Here is a 14,780-nt window from a genome sequence, read left to right as displayed (position 1 = left end):
ATTGTGTTGAAGTAGGAGTTTTTATGTCCAAGAATAGTTTTGGTCAAATGTACCGTAGACTATCAAGCAAAATTCTTGACCTTGTGGTAACTCCACACGTTCTTGGCGATGTTCCACCTACTTCTGCACCAAGCACAGAAAACAGCGAAGTGGTGCATCCATCAAAAAAAATGATTTGCTATGTACTGCAAAATTATTCACGCAGTAATGCGTTGGTGGTCGATGGTGAAACTCGCCGTCTTAAATTGCCGCCAGCATTGGAGCCTTTACAGCTCGGCAATCACAGTGAAAAAACGTCGGTGTTCTTTTTACAACAACCCGACCATAACTATTTATTGAATGCCAGTGCACCAACCTTGCCGCCGCGTCTGTTACGTCTAATCGAAATTTTACAGCAACAACCCGAACTCGACATTCAGCTTGTGCCTGTCACCATCTTGTGGGGGCGTTCACCAGACAAAGAAGATTCTTTATTTAAACTCTTGTTTACAGACACTTGGGCAACCCCAAGCACACTCAAACAATTAATCAATATCGGGGTACATGGTCGTCAATCATTTATTGAATTCCATCCTGAACAGTCGTTACGTGAGTTGGTGAATTTTGCCAAAGAGCAACATCCAAACTTATCGCCTGCCACCTATATTATTAATCAGCTCAATCAATATCTGGATCGTCAGCGTGAAGCCGTCTTAGGCCCCGATTTATCGGATCGCCGTAACGTGATGCAGTCTTTGATCAAAGCACCCGATGTGCAAGAAGCCATTCGCCGCGAAAGTATCCGTAGCAAAATCAGCCTGTTCGAAGCTGAGCGCCGCGCCATTGGCTATGTCAATGAAATCGTATCGGACTATTCTTACTCGACTGTACGTTTTGCCGATATGGCACTGACCCGTTTATGGACACAGCTATATGACGGCGTTGAAGTGCATAACTTCAATACAGTTCGTGAATTGGCGAAAGACTATGAAGTGGTGTACACACCGTGTCACCGCAGTCATATCGACTATCTGTTGTTGTCTTATATTATTCACCGTCGTGGTTTAATGGTACCGTACATTGCGGCAGGCGATAACCTGAACCTGCCTTTTGTCGGTCAATTATTACGCGGTGGCGGTGCGTTCTTTATTCGCCGTTCATTCCGTGGAAATGGTTTATATACAACAGTTTTTAAAGAATATTTATATAGTATCGTGTCACGTAACACGCCATTAGAATACTTCATTGAGGGTGGTCGTTCACGTACAGGACGCTTGTTACCACCGAAAACAGGCATGCTTGCCATGACTGTACATAGTCATTTGCGTAGCGCCAACAACAAGCCGATTGTGTTTATTCCAACCTATATTGGTTATGAACGTCTGATGGAAGGTTCTACCTATATTGGTGAAATGCAAGGCAATCCCAAAGAAGCTGAGTCACTGTTTGGCATTGCCAAAACTTTGCGTAAAATCGAGCGTATTTTTGGCAAAGTACACGTCAACTTTGGCGAGCCTGTATTCTTAAATGACCTGCTCAAAGCGCACAATGCTGACAACATTCGCATTGAAAAGAATGATGATCCAATTCCTTCAGTGGTTTCAGATGCAGTGACCAGCTCGGCACATGCCATCTTGGAAAAAATTAATAATGCGGTGGTGATCAACCCTGTTTCACTGTTGTCGCTCATTTTACTAGCAACCGATAAACACACGCTTGATGAAGAACTGTTTATTAAACAGCTCGATACCTATCGTAATTTGGCGACCTTCCTGCCATATGATACCCGTAGCGAAGTGACGGCACTTTCAGGCAAGGAAATGATCAGCTATGGCTTGAAGCTTAAACTGCTAAAACGTGTACAACATGCACTTGGCGACATTATCACGGTTGAGGACAACCAAGCGGTATTGCTCACTTACTTCCGTAATAACATTTTACATGCGTTTGTTTTGCCATCTTTGATCGCATCTTTGGTTGAGTTAAATGGCAAAATTAGCCGAGAAGACTTGGGCAATGTGATTTGTACCCTGTACCCATTCTTAAAAGCAGAATTGTTTATGAAATGGGATGTGTCTGAGTTGAATCAGCCAATTCAAGCCTATACCGATGCCATGATTCAAGCAGGTCTGATTTCAGCCGACAATCAAGGTGATTTGCATAGCCCAACGCCAAATTCAGAAGCACATAATCAATTGGTGCTGATGATGGCACCTGTCAAACAAAGTCTGGAACGCTATTACATCACGTTGGCGCTCATTACTCAGCGTGGTTCTGGCAATATTTCAGCGAAACAGGTCGAAGACTTGAGCCATTTACTTGGTCAGCGTTTGTCTGTGTTGTATGAATTCAATTCACCAGAATTCTTTGACAAAGCCTTGTTCCAAAGCTTCCTGAAAGTCTTAACACAGCAAAACTACATCAAAACCAATGAACAAGGCTTCTTGGAATACGATGAAAACTTTAGCCGTGTTGCACAATATGCCAACTTGGTTCTAGACGATACCACGCGTCAAATGCTACGTCATATCACCACGTTCAGTGATGAAGAATTACAACAAGCCTTGGCAGCAATGGCAGAGCACAATGCCAAACGCCGTTCAAAACGTAAGAAAAAATAAGTGATCTAAATTTAAAAGCCGCATCTTTGAATGCGGTTTTTTTATTTAAATATTTTCAAATCAGTTAATTCATCGTGACTGCTGCGCCAATAACGCTGCATAATCTTGAAAGCAATCGGCATGCTGCAACTGAAAACCACTTTGCTGTAAATGCGTCGCATACAAACGTTTTCCCGAAACCTGTTCAGGATGTGCCACCGTTAACTGTGGCAAAGCCAATTGCTGCTGAAACCACTCAAGCACTTCATGCAGCAAAGTTGGCTGAGCATTGGTCACAATATAACTGGGCTGATGTTGTGGTAACGCTGTTAAATACGCCAGAAAACCTGCCAGATCATCGACATGAATACGGTTACTCCAGTGTGTATTGGGATAAATACTGGTGTTTTTTGCCAGCTTGCACATTCTCGCGACACTGTCGCCATAAATCCCGCTTGGACGAATGATAATACTTTGTTCAGGATAAGCCTGTTGCCAAAGTTGCTCCATTTCCCACAACAAATGCCCCTGTGCATCAATCGGTTGGATTAGGCTATCATCATCAATCTTCTGCCCTGTATTTTCGCCATACACCCGCGTTGAAGACACGACGACGACCTTTTTCACAGGATGCGAATGCAATGCCGCCACAATCGGTGCAACCGAATCCACATAAGTCTGCTGATAACCTTCGACACTGCTCTGATCTGGGCTGAGCAACACATAGACCCAATCAATCGGGGCAAGTTGGCTTAAATCCAAAGCATGAATATCTTGCGTATAATGCTGAGCAAAGGTGTCTGTTTTCAGGCTGCGACTAATTGTGCTAATCTGGTGTCCTTGTGCAAATAGCTGTTTTGCAACACGTTGAGATGTTTTACCATAACCAATAAATACAATATGCATGACATGACCTAAGCTGGAGGGACATGGCTTTAATTCATCAATTACAAGGCGTGGGTCAAGCAACTGCCGCGCTCTTAGAAAAACTGAACCTTTTCACCACCGATGATTTGCTATTTCACTTACCACGTGACTATGAAGATCGTAGCAGCATTATTGCCATGAACCAACTGCAAGTTGGACGCAGTTATTTGCTTGAGGGTGTGGTGCAATCGGTCGATTTTCCTGCGGGCAAACGTAAGTCTATGGCGGTGGCGCTGCAAGATGATTTTGGCAAAGTCACCTTGCGTTTTTACCATATCTATAAAAACCTGACCAATACCTTACAGGTCGGACATCGGGTGCGGGTGTTTGGGGAAATCCGTGTGGGTGCGCGTGGTTTAGAGTTATATCACCCTGAAATTCAGGCAATTCATGCCCATACGCCCTTACCCAAAACCCAGCTGACCGCGATTTACCCCAGTACCGAGGGCTTAACCCAAACCAAACTGCGTGAATATGTCAAGCAAGCCTTACAGCAACACAGTGATGACTTGCCTGAACTGATACCAAGCCAGTTTTGTAATGGCTACGCCCTCAAAGATGCGCTATTTTATATTCACGAGCCACCGCTCAGTGCCAACATGCTACAACTGGCACAAGGTTCACATCCTGCACAGCAGCGCCTGATTTTTGAAGAACTGGTGGCCCATCAACTCAGTTTACTCACCCGTCGTGCCTATATTCAGCAAATCCAAGCGCCTGTTCTGTCAAGCAGCAAAGTCCTTGCCAAACAGCTTTTGGCAGGGCTACCATTTAAAATGACCAACGCACAAAAACGGGTGTCCAAAGAAATCGCAGATGACCTGAAACAGAACAAACCTATGCTGCGCTTAGTTCAGGGTGATGTCGGTGCAGGAAAAACACTGGTTGCAGGCGTTGCAGCCTGTCATGCCCTAGAAGCCGACTGGCAAGTCGCGCTGATGGCACCGACCGAAATTTTGGCGGAGCAGCATTACCTCAACTTTAAACGCTGGTTTGAGCCTTTAGGTTTAAGCGTGGCATGGCTCTCAGGCAAACAAAAAGGTAAAGCGCGTGCCGCAGCCGAGAACCTAATTGCGACAGGCGCAGCACAACTGGTGATTGGGACACATGCTTTATTTCAGGACAATGTAAAATTTGCCAAACTCGGTTTAGTGATTATTGATGAACAGCACCGCTTCGGGGTCGATCAGCGTTTGGCGTTACGCAATAAAGGCGATGCCCAATACACACCGCATCAACTGGTGATGACCGCAACCCCGATCCCTCGTACCCTCGCCATGAGTGCCTATGGGGATTTGGATACCTCAATTATTGACGAACTTCCCCCAGGGCGTACGCCGATTCAAACCGTTGCCATTCCGATTGACCGCCGTGAAGAAGTGCTGCAACGCATTGTCAATAACTGCACCGAAGGCAAGCAAGCCTACTGGGTCTGCACACTGGTCGAACAATCCGAAACCCTCGATGCTCAAGCCGCTGAAGCCACTTATCAGGAAATTCAGCAGCGTTTCCCTGAGCTAAAAATCGGCTTGGTACATGGCAAAATGAAAGCCGATGACAAGCAACGTGTCATGCAGCAGTTTAAAGACAATGAGTTGCAACTGCTGATTGCCACTACAGTAATTGAGGTCGGAGTCGATGTTCCCAATGCCAGTCTGATGATTATTGAAAATGCTGAACGGCTCGGTTTATCGCAGTTACACCAGTTACGCGGACGAGTTGGACGTGGTGCTCTCGCCAGTTTTTGCGTGTTGCTATATAAAACCCCACTATCGCAAAATGGACATGAGCGCCTGTCGATTTTAAGAGAAAGTAATGATGGCTTTGTGATTGCCGAAAAAGATTTGGAACTGCGTGGTCCTGGTGAGCTGCTCGGCACCAAACAAACGGGGGATTTGGGTTTTCGGGTGGCTAAACTGGAACGTGACGATCACTTGCTAAATCAAGCGCATTATGTGGCACAGCAAATCATGCAAAAGCATCCGCAACTGGTTGAACCACTACTCAAACGCTGGCTCCCTGAGGCACCTCGCTATGCTTATGTCTAGATTTTCGCAACTGCTACAGCCCTTACTGAGTTGTAGCCTATGCCAAAGTGATCGGGCAACCCAAGCGTCTGTGTGTCAGGATTGCTGGCAGCAATTGCCGTGGCTCAAGCAAACCATTTACCGTCAGGAAATTCCGATTCAGGTGGCGGCTTATTATCAATATCCTCTGGATCGGATGATTCAACAGTTTAAATATGAGCAGCAACTGCATTATTTGCCGCTATTTTCTCACATGCTGAACCAGTTAAAATTTCCCAAAGTTCAGGCGATTGTGCCAATGCCGATCTCACAGCAGCGTTTAATTGAACGGGGTTATAACCAAGCTTTACTGTTGGCAGAACATTTAGCCAAACAGCTCAATGTCCCGATTTGGCAGCCGATTCTTCGGCAAGAGCAACAGCATCAAAAGGGTCTGAATCGACTAGAACGGCTAAGTCATATTGAACAGCAATTTGTGGTGCAAGCACCGAGTAAAGTGCGTTATCGACGCGTGCTGATTGTGGATGATGTGGTCACAACAGGCAGCTCCATTCAGGCGCTTTCACTCAAATTACAACAGCTCGGTTGTCAGCAGATTTATGCTGCCTGTTTAGCAAGTCCGAAAGCTTAAGGTGTAATATCGCTTGCACCCCATTTTGGCTGTGGTGGCTGATACTGTTCAAACTGTTCCAATAAGATCTCAATCTGATCAGACACAAGCAGCGTATCGGCAAAACGAGAATGCGTAAATCCTTGACGTACAGTCATATCAATCATGCTGAGCAAGGCATCATAAAAACCTGAAACATTTAAAAAAGCACACGGTTTTAAATGAATGCCCAATTGTGCCCATGTCCACTGTTCAAAAATTTCCTCTAAAGTCCCCGCACCACCCGGTAGAGCAATAAAACCATCTGCCAGCTCAGACATTTTGGTTTTACGTTCATGCATATTTTTCACAACATATAATTCTGTCAAATTCGGATGTGCCAATTCACGGTCAACCAAAGCCTCAGGAATCACGCCTATCACTTTTCCTCCTGCCTGCAATGCACTATCGGCAACCACACCCATCAGACCTGAACGTCCACCACCATAAACCAAGGTCTTACCCTGTCGTGCGATTTTCTCACCCACCTGTTGCGCGGTATGCACAAAAATCGTGTCATTTCCTGCTTTAGAACCACAGAAGATTGCAATTGAATTCATAAAATTGGCCTGTTATTGATCTGTCATGTATTAAAAATAAACTAAAGCAACTTTTTTTGAGCAAAATAACAAAGTGATCAGTGTTTTTCCCTAACTCCTTGTCTAAAATACACCCACCATTTCACCCCCAGTCCAACCCAAGGGAGAATGACACCTATGCTTGAAGCTTTTTACGCCACAGAGCGTGGTAGTCTCGAAGATGCGACCATTAATGGTGGATTCGACTTACACCCAGAATTAGTGTGGATTGATCTGATTGCGCCTTCACAAGAGGAGCAACAATGGGTTACTGATGCCTATGAGCAAAATCTACCAACACTGAAATCACTAGAAGACATTTCATCCTCTGCCCGATTCTATCGCGATGACGATGGCGTTTTACATATCAGCACCTATTTTTTAACGAAAAATAAAAACTATCAGGTCGATAATGAAAATGACGAGTCAGCCAATATGCTGACAACGGTACAAACGGTTGCATTCATTTTAAATAAAGAGCGCTTACTGACCCTGCGCGGTGAAAAACTGGTGGCATTTCGTGCCTTTCGGGCACGTGCCCGTCGTAATGACTATGATGTCGACTATAAAGATCCAATCTGGATTTTATTGGGTTTATTTGAAGCCAAACTGGATGAGCTTGCCGATATTTTGGAAGATATTCATAAAGATTTGGAAAAATACTCAACCGAAGTACTCAATAACCATCATCGAGAACAAGTCCTTGATTTAGATGACATGATTACGCGCTTGGCTCAGCAAGAAGATATGCTCGGAAAAGCACAATTGTGTCTGATTGATTTACGCCGTATTTTGACCTTTCTATCGCGCCCACGCGCCCTAGGGAGTCATATTTATGATGGTGAAATTCGAGAAATGAGTGAAGATGTACGTTCCTTGGTTGAACATAATGCATTCTTGTTTCAAAAAGTTCGCTTCTTACTCGACACCACCTCTGGATTTATTAACGCCGAACAAAACGATACCATTCGTCGATTCTCGATTTTACCGAGTATGCTCACTCCCCCAATGCTCGTGACCAGCTTATATGGAATGAACACCACAGTGCTGCCTTTTGCGCATGGAGATTTCAGCTTCACAGCCGTCTCTATCATTATCGTTGCATCATTTGTTATTCCAACTGCTTATTTCCGCTGGAAAAAATGGATATAAAAAAAGCATCCCTATGGATGCTTTCTTTATGCTGCAATTAACTCAAAAAAATCAGGTCATCTTGCAAATGGCAGGCTTCAATAATTTTCAGCATTTTAGCGGGAACAGCCTGAAAGTGCAGACCTTTTTGCTCAGGTGTCTGACGTAACCACTGTACCAAAACAGCAAGTGCCAAGGTATTACCATGTTGCAACTCTGCCAAATTCACCACAAGTGGTAAAGGCTGCTGTCGAATCAATGCTAAACCTTGTTGGTAAACTTGCTCTGCATTTTGAAAATTAATTGTTCCTGATAAGCACAATTGCTGATCTTTAAGTTCAATCACAGTACACCTATGTTATTTCTTCACTGCATTGTCAGCATCAGGTTTAAAGGTTGCAATCGCTTTATCGATATTGCCACCATTACGTTTTACTGTCGCAGCAAACTGATTACGGAATTGTAGACCTAAGTCAATCCCTGCCACATTAATGTTGCGGATTTTCCATTGATTGTTGCTATCCGTCAACTGGAAAGAAACAGGGGTTTTCTGACCTTGGTTAATAAAGTCAATGGTTACAACAGGGAAAGCGCCACTTGTTGGTTTGTAAGGACGAAGGCTATAGCTTTGATTGCTATATTTTGCCAAAGCTGAGCCATAATTCTGAATAAGGCTTTGACGCAAGTTATGCTCAAATGCTGCACGTTGCTGCGGAGTACTATTTTGTGGTGTTGCATATGCACCCATCACAATACGAGTAAATGATTGAGCATCAACATACGGTTCAAGGTTCTGTTTTACAAGGGCATTTACTGCTGCAGGATTACCTTGTAATTTTGCATGGTCTGCTTTTAAACGACCAATTAAATTATCAGCAATACGTTTAACAAATGCAGGCGGTGCTTCAGCAGGTGCTGCAAAGGCTGTACCGACAATCATGCTTGATAAAATACTTGCTGTAAGGGTTTGTTTAATTAAAGTATTCAACGTCTTACTCCTCTAAATTCTATTATTCAGCAAAAGATGTTTGTGGATCGGCAGTTTTACTTGGCTCAGAAGCTGCTTTTTCTTTACTGTCAGCAGTATCTGATGATTTACCTGACATGCCTGTCACAAATTTGCTAATCAGATCTTCAAGATCCATCGTACCTTGTGTATTACCAATCACACCATCACGTTTGATATAGTTCAAACCACCGCCTGGAACAATTTTGAGATATTTCTCGCCGAGTAGACCATTGGTTGCCACCATAATATAAGCATCTTCATCAATATTGGTGATGGACTTCATGTTACCCAATAGTTGTTGTTCCATTGCTTTTTGTTTGGCAGGGTTAGCTTGTTGATAGTCATCACTATAACGCAACTCTTCAAGCGCATTTTTTTCAACGGTTTGCAATTGTGCTGCATTAAAGGTGGTTTTATCTGCTTCTAGATCAAAAGTGACTTTAGCAAGACGTGTCACTGGATCAAGCTCAATCCGCTCAACTCGTCCAATCGTGACACCACTCATCGTCACTTTTGCACGGGTTTTCAAACCATTCACGTTGTCAAAAGTTGCAGACATTTCATAGCTATTACCTAAGCTACCTGTAGATAAACCACTGACTTTCATTGCCAAGAAGAATAATGCTAAGCCGAACAGAATAACAAATACACCTACGGCCAGCTCACTTGAACGGGACTTCATTACACTCCTCCAAACATGACCGCAGTCAACACAAAGTCACAACCTAAAATACATAAAGATGAGTACACCACAGTACGCGTGGTCGCAGTCGAAATACCTTCCGATGTCGGGGCACAGAAATAACCCTGATAGACAGCAATCCATGTACAAATCACAGCAAAGACCACACTTTTGATGATGCCATTAACAATATCGTGTTGAAATTGCACAGAACTTTGCATACCACTCCAAAAGGAACCTTCATCTACCCCTAAAAAATCGACTCCAACCATCTTGCCACCAAAGATCCCGATGGCAGCAAAAATAACAGTCAACATCGGTAGACTCACGATACCTGCCCAAAGGCGTGGAGAAACGATTCGTTTTAGTGGATCAACCCCGATCATTTCCATACTTGAAAGTTGCTCTGTGGCTTTCATGAGACCAATTTCAGCCGTCAACGCAGACCCTGCTCGACCTGCAAAAAGCAGAGCCGCAACAACAGGGGCAAGTTCACGTAATAAAGTCAGTGCAACCATCGTACCCAACATGGCTTCACTGCCGACATTGACCAAAATGTTATAGCCTTGCAGCCCAAGCACTAAACCAATAAATAAACCTGAAACAGAAATAATCAGCAGCGACATCACCCCAACACGATACATTTGATAAATAAACAAACGTACGCCAAGCAATGTTGGCATCGATATGATGATCTGCAATAGCATCAATGTCGCAACACCAATGCCATGTATACGTTCAATCACGCGCCGACCCAATAAGGCTATAGCATTCATGAACCCACCTCTTGGCTTAAATATGCCTGATGACTAAACTGAAAATCGACAGGACCTTCAGCCTGTCCATTAAGGAACTGTTGTACAAAAGCAGAAGGATGCTGGCGTAACTCATCTGGCGTACCTTCACCCTGAATTTTGCCTTCAGCAACAATATAAATATAGTCTGCAATCGACATGGTTTCATCCACATCGTGCGACACAATAATTGTCGTTAAATCCAATGCTTCACGCAGCGAACGAATCAAACGCGTCAACACCCCCATGACAATTGGGTCTTGTCCAGCAAATGGTTCGTCATACATGATGAGTTCAGGGTCTAATGCAATTGCACGTGCCAAAGCAACACGACGATTCATCCCACCCGAAAGTTCAGATGGCATTAATTTTTCTGTACCACGCAGCCCCACAGACTCAAGCTTCAGTGCAACTAGCTCTGCAATTAAATGTTCTGCTAATCGGGTATGTGCACGAATAGGAAAAGCCACATTCTCATACACGGTCATATCTGTGAACAACGCACCACTTTGAAACAGCATTCCCATACGGGCACGTGCTGCAAATAACTCTTGGCGTGACATGTTTGCTAGATCTTTACCATCAAGCAGTACATGCCCTTGATCTGGAGTTAATTGTCCACCAATCAGACGGAGTAAGGTGGTTTTACCTGTGCCCGAAGGGCCCATAATGGCAGTAATTTGCCCACGGCGAATGCAAAGACTCACATTGTCATAAATGACACGCTCGCCTCGCTTAAAGCTCAGATTCTTGATCTCAATCAATGACTGCGCAGGCGTAGCTAATGTATTTTTCATAATAGACCAAATTCCTGCTCGGTTTTCGCAGCAAGTGAACTCTTCCTAGAATAGAAGATTTTACAAATTTACCTATAGATTTTACGTGACGTAGCTTACCATTTTCAGGACGAAAAAAGTTGAAGATTTTATCAACGAAATATATGAAACTTGTACAAAACGCATATCTTTGTGGTGTTTATGTAGATTTTAAAAAAACATAAATACATGATAAAAAATATTTTTATCAAAAATAAAGCAAGATGACTTCAGTTTTTTTGAATTTAAAATATTTATATCTATAGATAAAAAAAGCCAGTTAAAAAACTGGCTTTTTACAGTAAAGTTTAACGAGAATTAGTCGTTAAATTTACGGCGACGGTCACCATCTTCACGACGTGGACGGTCTGAATTGAACTCGCGGCGTGGACGGTCTTCACCACCAAACGAACGTTTTGGACGATCATCGAAAGAACGTTGTGGACGATCACCAAAGCCACCTTCACGACGTGGGCGGTCTGAGTTGAACTCACGACGTGGACGGTCTGAATTGAACTCACGACGTGGACGATCAGCACCTTCACGAGCTGGTTTATAATCTACACGGTTACCACGGTTGTCATCGTTAGAACGCGGTTTATCACCAAAGCTACGTTGCGGACGATCACCGAAATCACGTTTTGGACGATCACCAAAGCCACCTTCACGACGTGGGCGATCTGAATTAAACTCGCGACGTGGACGATCTTCGCCACCAAATGCTGGACGCTCGCCACGTGGTTTATCATCAAAGCTACGGCGTGGACGGTCAGCGTTAAACTCGCGACGTGGACGCTCTTCACCACCGAATGCAGGGCGTTCACCACGTGGTTTGTCATCGAAGCTACGACGTGGACGATCTTCACCACGACCGCCTTCACGACGTTTGAAGTTGCTTTCGCCTTCAAAACGACGACCACCACCAAAACCACCGCGACCACCGTCACGACGACCATTACCACCGCGACCACCACCATCACGACGACCAGTACGTGCAGGAGGTGGAGATGGCTCTAGACCTTCAATTTCAGATACGTCTAAACGCGCTTCCAAATAGTCTTCCAACGCACGGATTTTACCGCGTTCACGGTAAGTCGCTAATGTGATTGCTTGACCTGTACGACCCGCACGACCTGTACGACCAATACGGTGTACATAATCTTCGTGTTTCATTGGCAAGCCAAAGTTAATCACGTGAGAAATGGTTGGAACGTCTAGACCACGTGCTGCAACGTCAGTTGCAACCAAGATTTTTGCACGACCTTCACGGATGCTACGTAAACGACGGTTACGCACGGTTTGTGGCATCGCACCGTGTAATGCAACAACAGAAAGACCTGCTTCCGCTAGCTCTTCAGCCAACATGTCAGTATCTTCTTGAGTTGAAGCAAATACAACTGCTTGGTCTAAAGACTCATCTGCTAACCAGTGGCTAAGCAATTTTTTCTTGTGTTCGAAACCATCAGTCCAGTGTAAAGTCTGAGTAATGTCTGTATTGGTTGAATGACCAGTTTCGATCGCAATACGCTCAGGATCATTCATCATACGTTCAGCAAGGCTGATAATACGATCTGCAAATGTTGCAGAGAACATCAATGTTTGTTCGCGGTTTGCAGCCAAATCGCTGATTGCTTCTAGGTCTTCAGAGAAACCTAAGTCAAGCATACGGTCAGCTTCGTCAACAATTAACGCTTCAACTTTGTCGAGTTTAATTTGACGACGGTTCACAAGGTCAAGTAAACGACCTGGAGTCGCCACAACCACTTGTGCACCTTTAAGCTGTTGAATTTGTTTACCAAAAGGCATGCCACCCATGATTGCAGCAATACGAACACCTTTCATGTGACGTACAAATGCAATTGCGTCTTGGCTTACTTGTTGTGCCAATTCACGTGTTGGGCATAACACTAAAATACGTGGTTGTGTAATCGCACGCATACGTTCTTTAAATGGAACGAAAACATCATTTTCTGCAAGTTTATGCAAAGTTGGCAATAAAAATGCAGCTGTCTTACCAGAACCTGTTTGGCTTGAAACCAACAAGTCTTTACCTTCCAAAGCAGCAGGAACAGCTTGCTCTTGAACAGGTGTAGGGCTTGTGAAGCCTAAATCTTCTAACGCTTGTTGAAGAGATGCGTGTAAAGAAAAATCAGCAAAAGTTTTGCTCATAGAGAGATTCACCCTGATTTGGGTGCTCCAAATAATAAAGTCTATTGGACATCGGCAAAAAGCGGCACAGCAATAATCGCTGAAAATATAGAATCAGCGGCGATCCGAAAACGACGATGCGTATGTGACGCACACATGTTTATAGCCGCAACCTGAAAGAATCGCTTAAGCGATTGGGTGGGGCGCGAAGTATTGTCCTCTCATTGGACCGAACGCGCATACACAATAATAGAAGAGAAATGTTCAGGTAATGAACGGAATGAAGTGCGTTCGGCGATTATAGCAGAAAGTTTTAGAAAGTCACCCTTTTTCATTGGTTTTTATCTTTTTTAATAAAAGTATCTGAATTTACTTAGATTTTATTCAAAATTTAATGTCTTAAACAACAATATTCTAAGCAGAAGAATATAGCTCAATGCACATTTAAATCACTTAAGCCCATCATAATTCAAAATAATTATCCAAATTTAGTCAATACTTTCTATCCAAAGTACATCACATTTTTATACACAACATGACAAATTAAAGCTTTGTAAAGCGCTTAAACTTCTGTGCATTCAAAAAAAATGAAATTGATACTTTTACAATAACAATGTGATCTTTATGACTGACTCAAATCAACCCTCTTATGCACCCAGCAACACAACTCTCATTCTGATCTGGATACTCGGATGTTTACATATCATTTATCAAGGTTTTCAACCTAATACTTATCCTTATGCAAGAGTATCGGATCATTTCTCTTATCCAACCGATGGTGTAAGCATGACCTGTACATGGTTTACTTTTTACTTTATTGCACAGTTGTTTTTTCGCATAACAGGTGCAACTCCAAAATAGAAATGCCCCGTTTTGGTCTTACGCAGGCTGTAGTGTCATTTTATTGATTCAATTTGGTCTTGCGATTATGGCTGCCATGCATGCTCCACCTTACATCAGTGCTTATATTCTTAATATGGAGATGTTACTGATTTTTCACTTTATTATTTGGAATATCGTTAATTTTATGTTGCCATCAGAATGATTATCTGAATAGACCTACCATAATGAGAACCACAATCTGAAGAATCACTTGGCTCATCGGGATGTCCAGACTCATCCTGAATGGATCACCGTACAAAACCATAATCACAGTCATGTTCGACCAATGAGTGAAAATCAAGTGTGCTTAGGCAGTTCAGCATTTTTTAGAATTGTCACGTATTTTTCAGTATCTTCTTATTAATCATGTTGTCATTCAACAACCAACTGTAAAATCATTCTGATTGACCAAACAGGTTTAGAATAAGTTAAACAATGAGTTAATTATTTTAGTAAAAAAAATTAGGAATAAAAAATGAAGATCATTTAACATTTAAAAACAAAATCAAGAAATTGAAGATCCTTAAAAATGTCAACAGCCTCACATAAAAATCCCTTA

General features: G+C 43.2%; 13 protein-coding genes. 5 read left to right on the top strand and 8 right to left on the bottom strand.

All coding sequences use genetic code 11. The features are described from left to right. The first annotated feature begins 23 nt into the window (after window positions 1-23). Complete coding sequence (gene plsB, locus GBN19_RS03560) at window positions 24-2,600, top strand: glycerol-3-phosphate 1-O-acyltransferase PlsB (protein ID WP_151777203.1); 2,577 nt, start codon at window positions 24-26, stop codon at window positions 2,598-2,600. A gap of 69 nt (window positions 2,601-2,669) precedes the next feature. On the opposite strand, the gene GBN19_RS03555 is transcribed toward plsB, so the two are convergent. Continuing rightward, window positions 2,670-3,485, bottom strand: a complete 816-nt coding sequence (locus GBN19_RS03555) for an NAD-dependent epimerase/dehydratase family protein (protein ID WP_151777202.1) — start codon at window positions 3,483-3,485, stop codon at window positions 2,670-2,672. A gap of 23 nt (window positions 3,486-3,508) precedes the next feature. On the opposite strand from GBN19_RS03555, the gene recG reads away from it, so the two are divergent. Together recG and GBN19_RS03545 are read left to right on the top strand one after the other, a co-directional pair. Beyond that, window positions 3,509-5,554, top strand: coding sequence for an ATP-dependent DNA helicase RecG (gene recG / locus GBN19_RS03550; protein WP_151777201.1), 2,046 nt, complete (start codon window positions 3,509-3,511; stop codon window positions 5,552-5,554). Beyond that, entirely contained in the window at window positions 5,541-6,164 is a 624-nt protein-coding gene (locus tag GBN19_RS03545) for a ComF family protein (protein ID WP_151777200.1), read from the top strand. The genes recG and GBN19_RS03545 overlap by 14 nt, the downstream gene beginning before the upstream one ends. Here GBN19_RS03545 and GBN19_RS03540 read toward each other — a convergent pair. After that, the gene (locus GBN19_RS03540) at window positions 6,161-6,742 is read right to left on the bottom strand and encodes an LOG family protein (protein WP_151709390.1); all 582 of its coding nucleotides are present in this window, start codon (window positions 6,740-6,742) and stop codon (window positions 6,161-6,163) included. The two genes, GBN19_RS03545 and GBN19_RS03540, sit on opposite strands and share 4 nt — an antisense overlap. Window positions 6,743-6,898: 156 nt before the next feature. Here GBN19_RS03540 and GBN19_RS03535 point away from each other — a divergent pair, with 156 nt between their 5' ends. Continuing rightward, window positions 6,899-7,912, top strand: coding sequence for a CorA family divalent cation transporter (locus tag GBN19_RS03535; RefSeq protein WP_151777199.1), 1,014 nt, complete (start codon window positions 6,899-6,901; stop codon window positions 7,910-7,912). A 37-nt stretch (window positions 7,913-7,949) separates the two neighbouring features. Here the strand turns inward: GBN19_RS03535 and GBN19_RS03530 are convergent, their stop codons facing one another. The 6 genes from GBN19_RS03530 to GBN19_RS03505 form a co-directional block, all read right to left on the bottom strand. Next, complete coding sequence (locus tag GBN19_RS03530) at window positions 7,950-8,237, bottom strand: STAS domain-containing protein (protein WP_151777198.1); 288 nt, start codon at window positions 8,235-8,237, stop codon at window positions 7,950-7,952. 12 nt (window positions 8,238-8,249) lie between these two features. Next, window positions 8,250-8,879 carry an MlaC/ttg2D family ABC transporter substrate-binding protein gene (locus GBN19_RS03525; protein WP_151777197.1) on the bottom strand — a complete coding sequence of 210 codons (630 nt, stop codon included), beginning with the start codon at window positions 8,877-8,879 and terminating at the stop codon, window positions 8,250-8,252. 22 nt (window positions 8,880-8,901) lie between these two features. Further along, on the bottom strand, window positions 8,902-9,582 hold the full coding sequence (gene mlaD, locus GBN19_RS03520) for an outer membrane lipid asymmetry maintenance protein MlaD (RefSeq protein ID WP_151777196.1): 681 nt from the start codon (window positions 9,580-9,582) through the stop codon (window positions 8,902-8,904). After that, a complete protein-coding gene (gene mlaE / locus GBN19_RS03515) occupies window positions 9,582-10,358 on the bottom strand; it encodes a lipid asymmetry maintenance ABC transporter permease subunit MlaE (protein WP_151709385.1) in 777 nt (258 codons plus the stop codon). The genes mlaD and mlaE overlap by 1 nt, the downstream gene beginning before the upstream one ends. Continuing rightward, complete coding sequence (locus GBN19_RS03510; RefSeq protein ID WP_151709384.1) at window positions 10,355-11,173, bottom strand: ABC transporter ATP-binding protein; 819 nt, start codon at window positions 11,171-11,173, stop codon at window positions 10,355-10,357. Before GBN19_RS03510 ends, mlaE begins: the two co-directional genes overlap by 4 nt. A 336-nt stretch (window positions 11,174-11,509) precedes the next feature. After that, a complete protein-coding gene (locus GBN19_RS03505) occupies window positions 11,510-13,360 on the bottom strand; it encodes a DEAD/DEAH box helicase (protein ID WP_151777195.1) in 1,851 nt (616 codons plus the stop codon). Window positions 13,361-13,963: 603 nt separating this feature from the next. Between GBN19_RS03505 and GBN19_RS03500 the strand changes: the two genes are divergently transcribed. Continuing rightward, window positions 13,964-14,200: a hypothetical protein gene (locus tag GBN19_RS03500; RefSeq protein WP_151777194.1), complete on the top strand. Its 237-nt coding sequence runs from the start codon at window positions 13,964-13,966 to the stop codon at window positions 14,198-14,200. Window positions 14,201-14,780: the final 580 nt, after the last annotated feature.

The sequence above is a fragment of the Acinetobacter brisouii genome (assembly GCF_008993995.1).
GTDB classification, from domain to species: Bacteria; Pseudomonadota; Gammaproteobacteria; order Pseudomonadales; family Moraxellaceae; genus Acinetobacter; species Acinetobacter brisouii_A.
This window is presented reverse-complemented; position numbering and strand designations above follow the sequence as displayed.